The sequence below is a fragment of the Streptomyces sp. NPDC006516 genome (genome assembly GCF_040611875.1).
GTDB lineage: Bacteria > Actinomycetota > Actinomycetes > Streptomycetales > Streptomycetaceae > Streptomyces.
Map to the genome: position 1 here is coordinate 1 of NZ_JBEXPD010000020.1, position 16339 is coordinate 16339.

Annotated in this window: 11 protein-coding genes; 1 reads left to right on the top strand and 10 read right to left on the bottom strand. The window is 72.8% G+C overall.

Annotated elements, in window-relative coordinates:
* The 10 genes from ABZY45_RS32910 to ABZY45_RS32955 all read right to left on the bottom strand — a co-directional run.
* The coding region (locus ABZY45_RS32910) for a flavodoxin-dependent (E)-4-hydroxy-3-methylbut-2-enyl-diphosphate synthase (protein ID WP_356745930.1) at nt 1-233 on the bottom strand (233 nt) is incomplete at its 3' end.
* A 150-nt stretch (nt 234-383) separates the two neighbouring features.
* Nucleotides 384-1694 (bottom strand): site-2 protease family protein, encoded by a 1311-nt coding sequence (locus ABZY45_RS32915; RefSeq protein WP_356745931.1) that lies wholly within the window; start codon nt 1692-1694, stop codon nt 384-386.
* Entirely contained in the window at nt 1691-2953 is a 1263-nt protein-coding gene (gene dxr, locus ABZY45_RS32920) for a 1-deoxy-D-xylulose-5-phosphate reductoisomerase (protein WP_356745932.1), read from the bottom strand. The genes ABZY45_RS32915 and dxr overlap by 4 nt, the downstream gene beginning before the upstream one ends.
* A 52-nt stretch (nt 2954-3005) precedes the next feature.
* Entirely contained in the window at nt 3006-3782 is a 777-nt protein-coding gene (locus ABZY45_RS32925) for a hypothetical protein (RefSeq protein ID WP_356745933.1), read from the bottom strand.
* A 408-nt stretch (nt 3783-4190) separates the two neighbouring features.
* Nucleotides 4191-5435 (bottom strand): 3-phosphoshikimate 1-carboxyvinyltransferase, encoded by a 1245-nt coding sequence (gene aroA, locus ABZY45_RS32930; RefSeq protein WP_356745934.1) that lies wholly within the window; start codon nt 5433-5435, stop codon nt 4191-4193.
* 80 nt (nt 5436-5515) lie between these two features.
* Complete coding sequence (locus tag ABZY45_RS32935) at nt 5516-7462, bottom strand: acyl-CoA dehydrogenase family protein (protein WP_356745935.1); 1947 nt, start codon at nt 7460-7462, stop codon at nt 5516-5518.
* A 344-nt stretch (nt 7463-7806) separates the two neighbouring features.
* Nucleotides 7807-7971, bottom strand: a complete 165-nt coding sequence (locus ABZY45_RS32940) for a hypothetical protein (RefSeq protein WP_356745936.1) — start codon at nt 7969-7971, stop codon at nt 7807-7809.
* Nucleotides 7972-8495: 524 nt separating this feature from the next.
* The gene (locus ABZY45_RS32945) at nt 8496-9941 is read right to left on the bottom strand and encodes an aldehyde dehydrogenase family protein (protein ID WP_356745937.1); all 1446 of its coding nucleotides are present in this window, start codon (nt 9939-9941) and stop codon (nt 8496-8498) included.
* Between the two features lie 289 nt (nt 9942-10230).
* A complete protein-coding gene (locus ABZY45_RS32950) occupies nt 10231-11811 on the bottom strand; it encodes a PucR family transcriptional regulator (protein ID WP_356745938.1) in 1581 nt (526 codons plus the stop codon).
* A 175-nt stretch (nt 11812-11986) separates the two neighbouring features.
* Nucleotides 11987-14389 carry an ATP/GTP-binding protein gene (locus ABZY45_RS32955; RefSeq protein ID WP_356745939.1) on the bottom strand — a complete coding sequence of 801 codons (2403 nt, stop codon included), beginning with the start codon at nt 14387-14389 and terminating at the stop codon, nt 11987-11989.
* A gap of 244 nt (nt 14390-14633) precedes the next feature.
* Between ABZY45_RS32955 and gabT the strand changes: the two genes are divergently transcribed.
* A complete protein-coding gene (gene gabT, locus ABZY45_RS32960; protein WP_356745940.1) occupies nt 14634-15974 on the top strand; it encodes a 4-aminobutyrate--2-oxoglutarate transaminase in 1341 nt (446 codons plus the stop codon).
* Nucleotides 15975-16339 lie beyond the last annotated feature (365 nt).

Consider the following 16339-nt stretch of genomic DNA (forward strand, 5'->3'; position numbering starts at 1 on the left):
GCGTCGTCCTGCGTCGGGCACGCCACCCGCACGATCTGACACCCCGACGCCGTCAGCTCAGCGATCTGCTGCAACGTCGCACCGACATCCGACGTGCGCGTCGTCGTCATCGACTGCACCGACACCGGTGCGTCCCCACCGACCGCCACCGACCCGACCTGGATCTGGCGGCTGACCCGTCGGTCGGCGAGCTTGGTCGGAACGTCCGGCATTCCGAGAGAAATCGCAGTCATGCGCTGAGCATCCCCAAGGTGTGGATCAGTGTGGATCGAGGTCCCGAGAGAGCGGGCTCCAGGCTTCGAGGTTACGGCACCGCGGGAGGACGGGAGGCACCCCGTCGGCGAGCCCGTCCCCCGTGGCGCCCCGCCGGGGCCCGTGCGACCTCAGGTGATCTTGACGGGGTTCACGATATCGGCGACGAGCACCAGCAGCGTGAAGCAGATGAAGATTCCGGCTACCACGTAGGCGACGGGCATGAGCTTCGCCACGTCGAACGGTCCGGGGTCGGGGCGCCTGAAGACCCGGGCCACGGTGCGGCGCAGGGATTCCCAGAGCGCTCCGGCGATGTGTCCGCCGTCCAGCGGGAGCAGGGGCAGCATGTTGAAGAGGAACAGGGAGAGGTTGAATCCGGCCAGCAGGAACAGCATCATCGCGATCTGGTTCTGCGCCGGGACGTCGAGGTTCATCACCTCGCCGCCGATGCGTGCCGCGCCGACCACACCGACCGGTGAGTCGTCGGCACGCTCGCCGTCGCCGAACGCCGCGTCCCACAGGTCGGGGATCTTGGACGGCAGCGCGATGATCGAGTCGACGCCGTTCTCGATCATGTCGCCCATGCGGACGACCGAGTCCCCGAAGGAGAGCGGCAGGATCTCCGTCTTCGCCGCGAAGCCGAGGTAGCCGGCGCTGACGTACTGGTCGGGGATGATCTCGCCGTCCGCGTCCTTCTTGGCGACGGCGTTCTTCTTCAGCACGGCGTTCAGGGTCTGTTCCTGGCCGTCGCGCTGCACGGTGATGGTGGCGGGGCCGATGGTCTCGCGGATCTTCTCCGAGAGCGTGGCCCAGTCGTCGATCTTCCGGCCGTTGAAGGCGACGATCGTGTCGCCCTCCTCCAGGCCTGCCGCCTTCGCCGGGGAGACCGGGTCGGATGCCTTGCAGGTGTCGCGGTTCTCGCTCTGCGCGATGACGCACTGCTGGACGCCCGCGACCTCGGTGGTCTGCGTCTGGAAGCCGAACGACATCGCCACGCCCATGAAGATCGCGACGGCGAGTACGAGGTTCATGAAGGGCCCGGCGAACATCACGATCACGCGCTTCCAGGGCTTGCGCGTGTAGAAGAGGCGGGTCTCGTCCCCCGGCTGGAGCTCCTCGAAGGCGGCGGACCTGGCGTCCTCGATCATGCCGCGCCAGGGCGAGGTGGAGCGCGCCTCGAGCCGGCCGTCGGGGCCCGGCGGGAACATCCCGATCATGCGGATGTAGCCGCCGGCGGGGATGGCCTTGATGCCGTACTCGGTGTCGCCTCTTCTGCGCGACCAGATCGTCGGCCCGAAGCCGACCATGTACTGCGGCACCCTGATGCCGAAGAGCTTGGCCGTCGACAGGTGGCCCAGTTCGTGCCAGGCGATCGAGAACAGCAGACCCACGGCGAAGATGGCGATCCCCAGGATCGTCATCAGGATCGTCGTCGTACTCATACGTGCGCCTCCGCTGTCGCTTCCGCCGAGAGCTCCCGGGCCCTGGACCGCGCCCAGGTCTCCGCTTCGAGGACGTCCGCGACCGTCAGTGAAGTTCCCGTGGCGGGGGTGCCGTGTTCGGCCACCACCGCCGTGACCGTATCCATGATTCCGTTGAAGGGCAGCCGGCCCGCCAGGAACGCGTCGACACACTCCTCGTTGGCGGCGTTGAACACGGCGGGGGCCGTGCCGCCCAGGGAGCCCACGTGACGGGCGAGCCCGACGGAGGGGAAGGCCTCGGTGTCGAGCGGGAAGAACTCCCAGCTGGAGGCCGTCGTCCAGTCGAAGGCGGGGGCGGCGTCCGGGACGCGCTCGGGCCAGCCGAGACCGATGGCGATGGGCCCCCGCATGTCGGGCGGGGTCGCCTGGGCGAGGGTGGAGCCGTCGGTGAACTCCACCATCGAGTGAACGTACGACTGGGGGTGGACCACGACCTCGATCCGGTCGAACGGGATGTCGTAGAGGAGGTGAGCCTCGATGACCTCCAGTCCCTTGTTGACCAGGGTCGCGGAGTTGACCGTGATGACGGGACCCATGGCCCAGGTCGGGTGTGCGAGGGCCTGCTCGCGCGTGACGCCGGCCAGTTCGTTCCTGGTCCGTCCGCGGAACGGCCCGCCGGACGCGGTCACGACGAGCTTGCGGACGTCGGCGCGCTTCCCTGCGGCGAGGGCCTGGAAGAGCGCGGCGTGCTCCGAGTCGACCGGGATGATCTGGCCGGGGGCGGCCAGGGCCTTCACCAGCGGGCCGCCGACGATCAGCGACTCCTTGTTGGCCAGCGCGAGGGTGCGGCCCGCCTTCAGCGCGGCGAGGGTGGGCGCGAGGCCGATCGACCCGGTGATCCCGTTGAGCACGGTGTGGCAGTCGCTCGCGGCGAGCTCCGTGGCCGCGTCGGGCCCGGCCAGGATCTCCGGGAGGGTCTCGCCGGCCCCGTAGGCCTCACGGAGCGCCTCGCGCAGCGCGGGCGCCTTGTCCGCGTCGGCGACCGCGACCGTGCGCACCCGCAGCTGCCGTGCCTGCTCGGCGAGGAGCTGGACCCTGCCGCCCGCTGCGGAGAGGGCGGTGACCCGGAAGCGGCCGGGGTTGCGCAGGACCAGGTCGATGGCCTGGGTGCCGATGGAGCCGGTGGAGCCGAGGATCACCAGATCCCGGCGGCCTTGCGCCGCGTCGAAGACAAGGTGCGGATCGGCGAGGGGTGCGGGGCTGTCGCTCATGGCCCCCATTGTTGCCGCATCCGCTGTGTGCGCCGACAGCGCGCCCCCGTCGGCGCGCGCCTCAGGCCTGCCCGGCACGGAATTTCTTCCACTGGGCCGACAGGACGGCGTCCGGGATCCCGCCGATGTCGGCGGTGCCCAGGATCTCGCCACGGAAGGCGAGGGTGGTCGAGCCGGACCGCACGACGGTGAGGTACTCGTACAGCTTCAGTTTCCCCTTCACGTCGAGGACGGTGAAGCGGTAGGACTGCGCCTCGTCGGCCTCATCGGCGAAGGCGGGCGGCGTGACGGGTTCGACCTTCTCGTACGTCGCGCGCGCGATCGCCCGCTCCTCGGTCAGCCCGCCCGCGCACTCCCGGCCCGCCGTGCCGAGCGCCTTCATGACCTGGGCCGCCTCGTCGTCGGCGTACGAGCGCAGGGTGACGTCGACGGTGACTCCGAGCATCTCCTCGGGCTTGTCGACCTTGCGCTGCACCTGGGCGGTGGGCTCGTGGCCGCTGACGTCACCGGCGAGGCTGACGAGCGGCTGGCAGACGGCCGGGGTGGCGGTGTAGGCGTCGCCGAGCGGCCCGTCCAGGGTGTAGTCGGACGCGGTGAACTCGCCGACGCGCTCCCCGTCGGTGAAGGCGACCGCTGTGAGCTGTGCCTCGGTGAGCCCGCCGGCCGGGGCCGACGTGGCCGCCGGACGGGAGGCGGCTCCCTTCCCGGGCTTCCCCCCGCCGTCCCCCGGTCCCTCACCGGATCCGCCACCGCATCCCGTGAGGACCGCGAGAGCCAGTGCCACGCACCCCATGGCCGCGGCGCCTCGCCGCTCGTCCGCCCCGTACACCCCGAACATCCCTGCCCCTGTCTCCCGTTGACCCGCCGAGCCTGTGTCCCGTGCGCGGCCGAGGCTCGATTGTGCGGCATCCGGGATCGGAACCACGTATCGATGCGCTCCAGCGGGTGCAGGCCGATCTCGGTTCCGCAGGGATGACCGAGCACGAAGCGTGCGGGGCGCTGGTCCGGCGTCTGCCTGTAGCCGGCCGGCGCCGGAGCCACGATCACGGCGGGCTCCTGGTCGCGGACGTGCAGCAGGTCGAGGTCGCGGTGCTCGCGGGTCTCCTCGCCGAGCAGGGCGTCGATGCACCGGCCCGCCGCGAGCACCACGCCGGTGCCCGCCGCACGCAGCAGTGCCAGGACGGACAGGACCTCGCTCCGGGACATCATGCGGGTGACCGCGGTCCGCCCCGCCCCGGAGCCACGGTCATGACGCCGCGGCGCTCCTCGCCACGAGCTCCGCGAACTCCTCGTGGAAACGGGGGAAGGTCTTGCGCACGCAGCCGGGGTCGTCGTAGCTCATGCCGGGGGTGAGCAGTCCGGCGACCGCGAACGACATCACGATGCGGTGGTCGCCGTGGGTGACGATCTCGGTGGGCCGCGGGGTACCGGGGTGGATCTCGATCCAGTCGGGTCCCGTGTGCACGGTGATGCCCATGGCCCGCAGGTTCTCCGCGCAGGCCTCCAGCCGGTCGCACTCCTTCACCCGGGTGTTGGCGACGTCCTCGATGCGCACGGGCGAGGTGGCGTACGGCGCGATGGCGGCGAGGGTGGGCATCGTGTCCGAGATGTCGCGCATGTTCACCGTGAGGCCGGAGAGCCGCCCGGAGGACCGTACGGTCGTGGAGTCCGCGGTCGTACGGACGTCGGCGCCCATGCGGCGCAGCACGTCGGTGAAGCGCAGGTCTCCCTGGAGCGCGTCGGAGCCGAGACCGGGGACGGTGACCTCACGGCCGGTGAGCGCCGCCGCGGCGAAGAAGTAGCCGGCGGTGGACGCGTCGGGCTCGACGGCGTACGTGGTGGCGCGGTAGCCCCCGGGCGGGACGGTGAAGGTGTTCCCCTCCCGGACGACCTCGACGCCGAAGCTCCGCATCATCGCGAGGGTGATCTCGATGTACGGCGCCGAGACGAGCTCCGTGACCTCGATGCGGAGCCCTTCGGCGGTGAGCGGGCCGAGCATCAGGAGCGCGGTGAGGTACTGGGACGACTCCCCCGCGTCGAGGGTCAGTTCGCCGCCCTTGACGCCCGACGCCTCGATGGTGAGCGGGTGGTGGCCCTCGGCTCCCTCGTGGCGCAGGTCGACGCCGAGGGTACGGAGTGCCTCGGTGAGCGGGGCGAGCGGGCGGCGGCGCATCTGCGCGGAGGCGTCGAAGCGGTAGGTGCCGGAGGCCGCGGCGGCGGCGAGCGTCGGGAGGAAGCGCGCGGTGGTGGCACCGTCGCGGCAGTGGACCTCGGCGTCCGTGACGGCGGGGCCCGAGGGGCGCCCCTCGATGTGCCAGCGGTCCGGCTCGCGCCTCACCCCGTACCCGAGGCGGGTCAGGCCCTCGGTGAACCCCTCGGTGTCGTCCGAGTGCAGGGGCCGCAGAAGGGTGGTGGTGCCGTCCGCCGCGGCGGCCAGGAACAGGGCGCGGGCGGTGACGGACTTGGAGCCGGGAACATGGGTGACGGTCACGGGCGTCCATGGTGCCCTGCGCCGGGCGTGCCCGTGGGACGCGTCCAGGCAGTGGACGCGTCCCACGGGAGTGCCGGGTTTCAGCGGATGGGGCGGTGGACGTTCTCCCCGGTGGCAGGGCCGGGGGTGGCGTCGGCGATCCAGGGGCCGTCGCCGCTGGGGTCGATGACACCCTCCTCCAGCCAGGTGTAGGTGCCGGAGAGGACGCCGTCCACGACGCGCTTGTCGATGTCGTCGGTGTTGGACCAGAGCCGGCCGAAGAGTTCCTCGACCCGGATGCGGGCCTGCCGGCAGAACACGTCGGCGAGCTGGTACGCCTCGCGCCCGTGGTCCCCGTCGACCCGCAGGTGCTCGGCCCGGACGCAGGCCGCGCTCATCGCGAAGAGTTCGGCGCCGATGTCGACGATCCGGCCGAGGAAGCCCTGCTTGGTCTCCATGCGGCCCTGCCAGCGGGACATGGCGTAGAAGGTGGAGCGGGCCAGCTTGCGGGCCGAGCGCTCGACGTACCGCAGGTGGGCGGAGAGGTCGGGGTGCCCCGGAACACGGAACTCGGCGTACGAGTTGGGCAGCTGACCCGGACCGCTGACCAGCTTGGGAAGCCAGCGGGCGTAGAAGCCGGCGGCGTTGGCGCCCGCCTTCGCCTTGTCGGAGAGCGGCTTTTCGGGGTCGATGATGTCGCCGGCGACCTTGAGGTGGGCGTCGACCGCCTCACGTGCGATCAGCAGGTGCATGATCTCCGTGGAGCCCTCGAAGATCCGGTTGATCCGCATGTCGCGGAGCATCTGCTCGGCGGGCACGGCGCGTTCACCGCGGGCGGCGAGCGAGGCGGCGGTCTCGAAGCCGCGTCCGCCGCGGATCTGGACCAGTTCGTCGGAGATCAGCCAGCCCATCTCGGAGCCGTACAGCTTGGCGAGGGCGGCCTCGATGCGGATGTCGTTGCGGCTCTCGTCGGCCATCTGCGAGGAGAGGTCCACGACCGCTTCGAGGGCGAAGGTCGTCGCGGCGATGAAGGAGATCTTCGCGCCGACCGCCTCGTGCCGGGCGACCGCCCTTCCCCACTGCTCGCGGACCGCCGACCATTCGCGGGCGATCTTCAGCGACCACTTGCCCACGCCGACGCACATGGCGGGCAGCGAGAGGCGGCCGGTGTTGAGCGTGGTGAGGGCGATCTTGAGACCGGCACCCTCGGGGCCGATCCGGTTGGCCGCGGGGACCCGGACCTGGTGGAAACGGGTCACGCCGTTCTCGATGCCGCGCAGGCCCATGAAGGCGTTGCGGTGCTCCACGGTGATGCCCGGGGAGTCGGCCTCGACGACGAAAGCGGTGATGCCGCCCTTGTGGCCCTCCGACTCCGGGACCCGCGCCATGACGACGAGTAGGTCGGCGACGACGCCGTTGGTCGTCCAGAGCTTCACGCCGTCCAGGACGTAGGCGTCGCCGTCGGGCACGGCCGTGGTGGCGAGCCTGGCCGGGTCGGAGCCGACGTCCGGTTCGGTGAGGAGGAAGGCCGAGATGTCCGTGCGGGCCAGGCGCGGCAGGAAGGCGTCCTTCTGCTCCTGCGTGCCGAACATCTTCAGCGGCTGCGGTACGCCGATGGACTGGTGGGCGGAGAGCAGCGCGCCGATCGAGGGGTTCGCCGAACCGGCCAGTGCCAGCGCCTTGTTGTAGTACACCTGGGTCAGCCCCAGGCCGCCGTACTTGGTCTCGATCTTCATGCCGAGGGCGCCGAGCTCCTTGAGGCCGTCGATGACCTCGTCGGGAATCCTGGCCTCGCGCTCGATGAGGGCGCCGTCGATCCGGGTCTCGCAGAACTCGCGCAGCCGGGCGAGGAAGGCCTCGCCGCGCCGTACGTCGTCGGGAGCCGGCTGGGGATGGGGATGGATCAGGTCCAGCCGGAAGCGGCCGAGGAAGAGTTCCTTGGCGAAGCTCGGCTTGCGCCAGTCCTGTTCACGGGCGGCCTCTGCCACCTGCCGCGCTTCGCGCTCGGTGACTTTCGGGGCCTGGGGGATGTCGGATGGGGCGGACATGAGGAGCTCACCTCGCCGCGAGTCGGGATGTTGGTCGGGCTGTACGCGTGCCGATCGGTACCTCTCGTCCGTATCTACCCGATCTGCGCAACACCCACCACCTCTGCGGCAGGTCCGGAGCGGTGCTCGGAAGCGACTGGGTCCCGGCGCGGGGCCCCGCCGGGACCCTGGGACGGCGGGAACCGCTGCCGCCGGGACGGCGGGGGCCGCTGCGCCGGTCGGGCGACCTCGTCGAGGACGCCCGCGGCCCCGGAGGTGCGCTTGTGGGGACGCCCCGGAGGCCGGTGCACCGGCGCGGCGTGCGGGCCGCGCCGGTGGAGGAGGGCGCCTGCCCGGACCTGCGGTCAGTCGAAGACGTAGGTGGTGCCGAGGACCGCCGCGTGCTCCAGCACGTCCTCCAGGGGGTCGTCGATCTGTCCGGTCTGGATGAGCCCCACCTGGGGCCCGTTGTGCGAATGGGTGTGCGTCTCGTCGGCGTGGGCCTCCGCGGCGGACAGCCCCATGGCCATCAGAGCGGCACCGCATGCGGCGGAGCCTCGGAGCAGTAACGGCGTCCGGTATGACTTCACGCTGTGACCTCGTCTTCTTCTCGTCGGATGTGTCCACCCGCTCCTCGCCTCAACCGCTGGAGGAGCGCCAGGTCACGCAAGATCATCCGACGGGGGCAGATCCGTCGCCGCGCTCGCGGGCGCCGGCCGCCTCCGCCCGGAGCTCACCCGCCCCGGGCCCCCGGCGGGTGGCGCGGCCGCGGTCTGCCGGGCGCGCGCTGCGTGAGCGCGCCCGGGCGGCCGGCTACGAAGCCGCCGTGTACTGGACGACGGTGTCCTCGCAGGGACCTTCGGCGAACACCTTCAGCGCCTCCGTCTCCGTGTCGTCGCGGCCCGCGCGGCCTCGGCAGGTGCCCGACCGTCAGCCCGGCGGAAGGGCCCGTGCCCGCAGGCCTGTTGCGGGGAGGAACGAACCGGCCGGAGCCCCCGCACAGCGGGCTCCGGCCGGTTCGTTCCGTCCGTGGTCCACACGGGTCCGCCGTGGTCTACAGGGCCAGGCCGGTGAGGACCAGCACCCGCTCGTAGGTGTAGTCGTCCATGGCGTAGCGCACGCCCTCGCGGCCCACTCCGGACTGCTTGGCACCGCCGTACGGCATCTGGTCGGCGCGGTAGGAGGGCACGTCGCCGATGACCACGCCGCCGACCTCCAGGGCCCGGTGGGCGCGGAAGGCGGTCTGCAGGTCGTGGGTGAAGACGCCTGCCTGCAGGCCGTACTTGGAGGCGTTGACGGCGGCGAAGGCCTCCGCCTCGCCCTGCGTCCTCTGGACGTACAGGACCGGGCCGAAGATCTCCTCGCAGGCGATCGTCGTGGTGTCCGGGAGGTCGGTGAGGACCGTCGGGGCGTACGTGGCGCCGTCGCGCTTGCCGCCGGTCAGCAGCGTGGCTCCGGCGGTCACGGCCTCGTCGACCCAGGACTCGACGCGGCGGGCGGCGTCCTCGCTGACCAGCGGGCCGACGTCGGTGGCCGCGTCGGAGGGGTCGCCGGTGACCAGGGCCTCCACGGCCGCGACGATCTTCGGGACGAGCCGGTCGTAGACGGAGGCGTCGGCGATGACGCGCTGCACCGAGATGCAGGACTGGCCGCCCTGGTAGTTGGAGAAGGTCGCGATGCGGGTCGCGGCCCAGTCCAGGTCCTCCTCGGAGGAGTAGTCGCCGAGCACGACGGCCGCGCCGTTCCCGCCGAGTTCCAGGGTGCAGTGCTTGCGCGGCACCGACTCCATGATCGAGTAGCCGACCGGCCCGGACCCGGTGAAGGAGATCACCGGCAGGCGCTCGTCCTGGACCAGGGCGGGCATCTTGTCGTTGGGCACGGTCAGCACGGACCAGGACCCGGCCGGGAGGTCCGTCTCGGCCAGCAGCTCGCCCAGGATCAGGGAGGAGATCGGGGTGGCGGGCGCCGGCTTGAGGATGATCGGGGCGCCGACGGCGATGGCCGGGGCGACCTTGTGGGCGCTCAGGTTCAGCGGGAAGTTGAAGGGCGCGATACCCAGGACGGGACCGCGCGGGAAGCGCCGGGTCAGTCCGAGGCGGCCGGTGCCGCCGGCGTCGGTGTCCAGCCGCTGGGCGTCGCCGCTGTTGAAGCGGCGGGCCTCCTCGGCCGCGAAGCGGAAGACCGAGACGGCCCGGCCGACCTCGCCGCGGGCCCACTTGATCGGCTTGCCGTTCTCGGCGGAGATCAGCTGGGCGATCTCCTCGGTGCGCTCGGTGAGGCGGCGTACGACGTGGTCGAGAGCGGCGGCCCGTACGTGGGCCGGCGTCGCGGCGAACTCCTCGCGCACCGCGTACGCGGCGGCGACGGCCTCCTCGACCTGGGCGTCGGTCGGCACGGAGACCGTGCCGACGAGCCGGCCGTCCCAGGGGTTGGTGACGTCGAAGCTGTCCTCGCCGGTGGCCTGGCGGCCGGCCAGCCAGAAGGCATGGGTGGAAGTCATGGCGGTACCGGCCCTTCGGGGGTGGTGAACGACGATCGGCGGGTGCCCGCGCGGGCACCCGTCCGGCCCCACCGTAGGGCGACCCGGCGCGGATGAGGTTTGTCCGCCGTGGAGTGGAGCCGGGCGGCGATACGCCGGTTTGTCGTAGCTGGGCCGGGGCGGGCGGTGAGGGCTGGTGGGAGCTCACTCGTGCGCATGCCGGCCCGGCAGTCGCGCCCGAGCCACCCGGACGCTCCCGTACAGGGGAGACCCGAAGCCCCGGACCGGGCCCCCTCCCGGATCGTGGGCCCTACTGCGTGCCCGAGGAGGCCGCCGTCGCCTTCAGGGCGAGCCACAGCTCCATACGGACGTCCGGGTCGTCCAGCGAGCGGCCCAGGATCTCCTCGACCCTGCGCATCCGGTAGCGGAGGGTGTGGCGGTGGACGCCCAGGTCGGCGGCCGCCGCGTCCCACTGACCGTGCCGGGAGAGCCAGGCGCGCAGGGAGGCCGTGAGGTCGCCCCGCCCCTTGGCGTCGTGCTCCCGCAGGGGCCTCAGCATCCCGTCGGCGAAGGCGCGTACGGCGTCGTCGGCCAGGAGCGGCAGGACGGAGCCCGCCGCCAGTTCCTCGTGCTCGACCAGGACCCTGCCCCGGCGGCGGGCGACGGAGAGCGCCTGCTCGGCCTGCTTGTACGCCGCCGACACGGCGATCGGGCCGGCCGGGGCGGACAGGCCGATGACCACCTCGCCGTCCTCGGCCATGGGCTCCCGGACGGGGCGGTCGTCCTCGGCCCGGGCGGCATGGGCGGCACAGGCCGCGACCGCGGCGCCGCCGTCCGCGGCCAGCACCACGAGGCGCTCGCCCTCGGGCACCATCAGCAGCGTCTCGCCCGAACGGGAGGCCGCCGCCTCCATCGCCTCCACCAGCAGTTCCGTCCCCGTGAAGGCCGGCGCCTCGGCGATCAGGAGCCTGAAGGGGGCGTCCAGCAGGCCCCCGTACAGGTCTCCGGCGACGGCCCTGGCGTGGTCGGGCTGCCCCGCCAGCAGCATCCGCAGTACTGCTGCGCCGAGGCGTTGCTCCGCGCCCTGGAGCGAGCGGGAACGGGCCGTGGTGAGGGTCAGCAGGGCGACCGCCGAGTGCACGGCGTACCGCTCGGCCGTGCCCAGCGCCGCCCCCGTGCCGACGGCCAGCGCGCCGCGGGTCCGGTGGCCGGTGCCGAGGGACTGGAGCTCGACCCGGTCGTCACTGTCGCTGTCGCCGACCACCGCGCTGGCCGGTGCGGGGCGCTCCCGCAGGCGCTCCACGTCGGGCGTGAGCCGGGCCGCCCGGCGGGCCGCCCAGTCGGGCGCCGCGGCGACGACGGCCCCCGAGGCGTCGTACAGGGCGACCCAGCCGTCGACGTGCGCGGCCAGGCGGGTGAGGAGCGCCGCCGGCCCGTCCCCGGCGATCGCGGCCCGGGTCAGCTCCCGCTGTGCCTCGAAGCCGGCCGTGACGGATCTGTACTGCTCGGCGGCGATCGCCGCCGACACCGCCTTGCTGATCGCGAGGAAGGGCGTGCGCCGTGGCACCTCGAGCAGCGGCAGGCCCGCCTCCTCGGCGGCGTCGACGAGCGCGGGCGGGATGTCCTCGTAGGTGACGCCGACACCGAAGCCGATCCCGGCGACCCCCGCCCCGGCCAGCCGCTGGACGTAGCGGCGCATCGTGTCCGGGTCCTCGGCGTCGAGGTTGGTCGCCGTGACGAGGAGCAGCTCGCCTCCGTCCATGTACGGCAGGGGGTCGGCGAGCTCGCTCGCATGGGCCCAGCGCACCGGCGTACCGAGCCGGTCGGCCCCCGCCCGGACGGTGAGCTTGAGCGCCGAGTGCTGGACGAGCGAGGCGAGTGTGAGGGGCATGGGACCGCCGGACCTCTGGGAGTCGGTTGGGCCGCCCCGTACGAACGGCTCGGGCGCGCCGCCCGTGCGGACGGCCCGCGTGCACCGCGTCCTACGGGTGGCTGGATTACGCCGCCCCGTACAGGCGGCCAGGGCCAATTCTGCCAGGGCGGCAGGGTCCGCGTAACCTCGCCGCTCAGCTCCGCAGGTCGACGAGGAGCGGGGCCGCGTGCTCGCCCTCGACGTTGGTGAGCGACAGGACGGCGTGCCCGGCGGGCAGCTGGTACGCGAGCTCGGATGCCGACCAGCGCTCCCGCTCGACCCGTCGCACGGTCACGGCGTCCCTGGTCACGGCCTTTCCGGTGACCAGCTTGCGCAGGCCGTGCAGGGCGCGGGTGAAGGGCTGGTCCGCGAAGACCGCGTGCTGGGCGACCTCACGGGTCTCCACCCACTCCTTGCCCCAGACCTCGGCGAAGCGCTTGCCGTCCCAGGTGGTGACCCCGCTGAAGACCATGCAGCAGCCGACCGCGCCGAGCAGCGCGGTGTGCAGCCCTTCGGGGACGTCGTCGACGGTGCGCAGCGTCAGGACCGCTCCCGCGTTGACCGATCGCAGCCGCCTGATGTTCCGGACCGTCTCGGCGGTGACCGTGTGCGTGGCGTCGTCCAGGACCAGGCAGACGAAGAGCGAGCGGTCGGCCCGCGCGGCGGCGATCGCCGTGAACTGGGCCAGGACCAGCCGGGCGAGCAGGCGCGAAGCCTCCGCGTGCCCCCGCTCGGGGAGGTCGATCCTGACCCGCAGCGGCAGGTGTTCGAGGGAGCGCAGCGAGAACGGTCTGGCCTCCGCCCCGGTGGCGAAGAACGGTGCGAACGCGGGCCGGTCCAGCAGCGCGATCCGGTCGGCGAGCACCGGGCCGGGGTCCCCCGGGGCCGACTGCTGCCTGCCGCGGGCCTCCAGCTCGCGCAGCATCGTCCGGTGGCCGCCCGCCGCGAGCGCCTCCCTCAGGGAGGCCGTCGCGGCCAGGTCGCCGTCCAGCAGCTCCCGGAGCGCGGGCACCCCGGGGAAGTGCCCGTGGACGGCGCGATAGGGGCCGAGCAGCTGGGCGAGCACGGTGGCCGCGCGCCTGCTGTCCAGCTGGGTCACGTCGCCGACGAGCCCTTCCGCGAGCACGCCCGCAGCCTCGTCGGGGTCGGTCGTGCCGCCGTAGAGGTCGAAGTCGTGCACGGACGCGGGGTCGCCGATCCGCACCACGACGTCGAAGGCGTCGTCCGGGCCGAGCTCTCCTCCGCCGCTGCCGACGGCGAGCACGGCCGCCCGGCCGGCGAGCGCCTGGAGGGACAGTGACTCGACGACGGGGCGGACCAGACGCGCCGACTTGCCCGCGCCGGGGGGACCTACCGCCAGCAGCGAGGTGCCGAGCAGCGCGGGTTCCAGGGCGACGCCCGAGCCGCGACGGGGATAGGGGTTGTGCGGGTGCTCGGCGACGCTGCCGATGCGGACCTGGCCGGTGAGCAGGTCGTGCGGGGCGGTGCGGCGCGGGAGGTCGCGGGCGCCCGAGGGGTGCAGGGCGGCGGCGCCGCCGGTGCGCAGCACGGCCTCGGTGAGCGCGGCCAGGCGCTCGGGATGCGCCCGGCCCACGCTCCAGGCGTGGCGCACGCGCGCGACGTCGACATCGTTCATCCGGCCGGTGCGCACCTCCGCCGCGAGGGTGTCGGCCGCGTCCGTCCGCCCGGCGGCGCGCAGTTCCGGCCACTCCCCCGGAGTGGGGGCGTCCGGGGGCGTGGCGTGGTCACGGGGCGGCTCGGCAGCGGCCTTCCCGACGCGTCCGGCGATCAGCGCGCGCCAGCCACCGAGGCGGGCGAAGGGCCAGAGGACGCCGACGGCGATCAGGGCGTAGATCACGTTCACCACGGTCTGGCTCTGGTAGATCTCGCCTCCCGCCACCGAGGCCACGAGGATGAGGACGGGCCGGACGAGCGGCACCGCGTCCTTCCACACGAGAAGTTCGGCAAGACCCGCCGCGGCGGCCGTCGCCAGCCCGAGGAAGGGCTGTCCCCGGCCCGCGACATGGCGCCGGAAGATCTCGGACCAGTTGCCCAGGCGCCCGCAGCCGTAGACGAGCAGCCCGAAGAGGACGGCCTCGTAGACGGTGAGGGCGTCGGCGCCCTCGATCGTGCGGGGCCCGCCGAAGGTGCCTGCGTACCACCAGTCGCCGGGGGTGAAGAGCTTGAGCGGCACGAGCCTGTAGGGGATGTATCCGTTGCGCCAGAGGGACCACAGGAGCAGGCCGCTCAGTACGGAGATCAGCACGCCGACCAGCAGCGAGCGGTCGGACACACCCTCGGGCCGCTCGGGCGGGCGCGGGGTGTGCCCGAACCGCCACACGCCCGGTTCGCGTACGGGGCGGGGGGTACGCAGCCACTCCTCGAGGTTCTCCTCGGCGGCGGGAAGCGGACGCGGAGCGTACGCGGGAGGCGGTGGCACCGCTCCGGGCGGCCCCGCGTGGGCCGGGAGGGGCGGGCTCACGGGCGGTGGCCCAGCGGGACGCGGCACCCGTTCCGCGCCTGTGCCGCGTGCGTCGTACGTGCCTTCGGTGTCCATGAACCGCTGCCCCCTGACCAGCCAGGTCCCGCCTTCTGCACGGCCAATCTAGTGCCCGGGCACCGGGAGTTCAGCCACGCGGCCGGACGACCCGGCGGCACAGGTGCCCGGGGGCCCGCCCGGCCATCTGTCCGTCGCGGACAAGGACACGCCGCCACCACTCCCGATCGGAGCATGACCGGCACCCTCGGCCGCCCCTAGCCTGCAGAAACAGAAGCGTCCGAAACACCCCCAGGAGCCCCGCATGTCCGACCTCCCGCAGGAGCGCCGCGTCCTCACCGCCATCCCCGGCCCGAAGTCGGCCGAGCTGCAGGCCCGCCGTGTCGCGGCGGTGGCCGCGGGTGTGGGTTCCACGCTGCCGGTCTTCACCGCCCGCGCCGGCGGCGGGATCATCGAGGACGTGGACGGGAACCGGCTGATCGACTTCGGTTCCGGCATCGCCGTGACGTCGGTGGGCGCCTCCGCCGAAGCGGTCGTACGCCGCGCCTCGGCGCAGCTCGCCGACTTCACCCACACCTGTTTCATGGTGACGCCGTACGAGGGCTACGTGGAGGTCTGCGAGCAGCTCGCCGAGCTGACCCCGGGCGACCACGCCAAGAAGTCGGCGCTGTTCAACTCGGGTGCCGAGGCCGTCGAGAACGCCGTGAAGATCGCCCGCGCGTACACCAAGCGCACCGCGGTCGTCGTGTTCGACCACGGCTACCACGGCCGGACGAACCTCACGATGGCGCTGACGGCCAAGAACATGCCGTACAAGCAGGGCTTCGGCCCCTTCGCGCCGGAGGTCTACCGGGTGCCGGTGGCGTACGGCTACCGCTGGCCCACCGGTGCCGAGAACGCCGGGGCCGAGGCCTCCGCGCAGGCCATCGACGAGATCACCAAGCAGATCGGCGCGGACAACGTCGCCGCGATCATCATCGAGCCGGTCCTCGGCGAGGGCGGGTTCATCGAGCCGGCCAAGGGCTTCCTCCCGGCGATCGCGCAGTTCGCGAAGGACAACGGGATCGTCTTCGTCGCGGACGAGATCCAGTCCGGCTTCTGCCGCACCGGCCAGTGGTTCGCCTGCGAGGACGAGGGCATCGTGCCCGACCTGATCACGACGGCCAAGGGCATCGCCGGCGGCCTCCCGCTCTCGGCGGTGACCGGCCGCGCCGAGATCATGGACGCCGCCCACGCGGGCGGCCTCGGCGGGACGTACGGCGGCAACCCGGTGGCCTGCGCGGGTGCGCTCGGCGCCATCGAGACGATGCGCGAGCTGGACCTCAACGGCAAGGCCAAGCGCATCGAGGAGGTCATGAAGGGCCGCCTCGCCGAGATGCGGGCGAAGCTCCCGAACGGCGACACCATCGGCGACATCCGCGGCCGGGGCGCCATGATCGCGATCGAGCTGGTGAAGTCCGGCACGAAGGACCCGGACGCGGCCGCCGCGGCGGCGCTGGCCAAGGCCTGCCACGCGGAGGGGCTGCTGGTACTCACCTGTGGCACGTACGGCAACGTCCTGCGCTTCCTGCCGCCGCTCGTCATCGGCGAGGACCTGCTGAACGAGGGCCTGGACATCATCGAGCAGGCGTTCGGCCGCATCTGATCTGTGCGAATCGTCCGGGTGCCGACGCGCCGCTTCGGGCGGTGTGACCGGCGCCCGGGTGAGAGCGTGTGAAGAAGGTGTGCGGGGGCGATGGCGGGATACCGTTGTCACTTCCGGTGCCCGCTTCCTCTGACGTACGGTTTTTCCAGATGAGAGAAACACCCCGCCCGCAGGGGACTGCGGGCGAACCCGGGCCGGGGCTCCCCCAGCGCCGTCCCGGACGTGCCATCGCGCACACCGCTGGAGCCTCGTGCTCCGGGACTCCTCACCGATCGGATGGCCGCTCGCCCCACACCCCCCGGGGCGCGCGGCAAACCGATCCGACCGGCCACCGCGGAACAATCCCCCCTGTTCCCCGGTGGCCG

What these genes read in the sequence shown, in the direction of transcription:
- ABZY45_RS32915 (WP_356745931.1), bottom strand. Translation starts at nt 1,694, where the DNA reads ATGAGTACGACGACGATCCTGATGACGATCCTGGGGATCGCCATCTTC.
- dxr (WP_356745932.1), bottom strand. Translation starts at nt 2,953, where the DNA reads ATGGGGGCCATGAGCGACAGCCCCGCACCCCTCGCCGATCCGCACCTT.
- ABZY45_RS32925 (WP_356745933.1), bottom strand. Translation starts at nt 3,782, where the DNA reads ATGTTCGGGGTGTACGGGGCGGACGAGCGGCGAGGCGCCGCGGCCATG.
- ABZY45_RS32935 (WP_356745935.1), bottom strand. Translation starts at nt 7,462, where the DNA reads ATGTCCGCCCCATCCGACATCCCCCAGGCCCCGAAAGTCACCGAGCGC.
- ABZY45_RS32940 (WP_356745936.1), bottom strand. Translation starts at nt 7,971, where the DNA reads ATGGCCATGGGGCTGTCCGCCGCGGAGGCCCACGCCGACGAGACGCAC.
- ABZY45_RS32945 (WP_356745937.1), bottom strand. Translation starts at nt 9,941, where the DNA reads ATGACTTCCACCCATGCCTTCTGGCTGGCCGGCCGCCAGGCCACCGGC.
- ABZY45_RS32950 (WP_356745938.1), bottom strand. Translation starts at nt 11,811, where the DNA reads ATGCCCCTCACACTCGCCTCGCTCGTCCAGCACTCGGCGCTCAAGCTC.
- ABZY45_RS32955 (WP_356745939.1), bottom strand. Translation starts at nt 14,389, where the DNA reads ATGGACACCGAAGGCACGTACGACGCACGCGGCACAGGCGCGGAACGG.
- gabT (WP_356745940.1), top strand. Translation starts at nt 14,634, where the DNA reads ATGTCCGACCTCCCGCAGGAGCGCCGCGTCCTCACCGCCATCCCCGGC.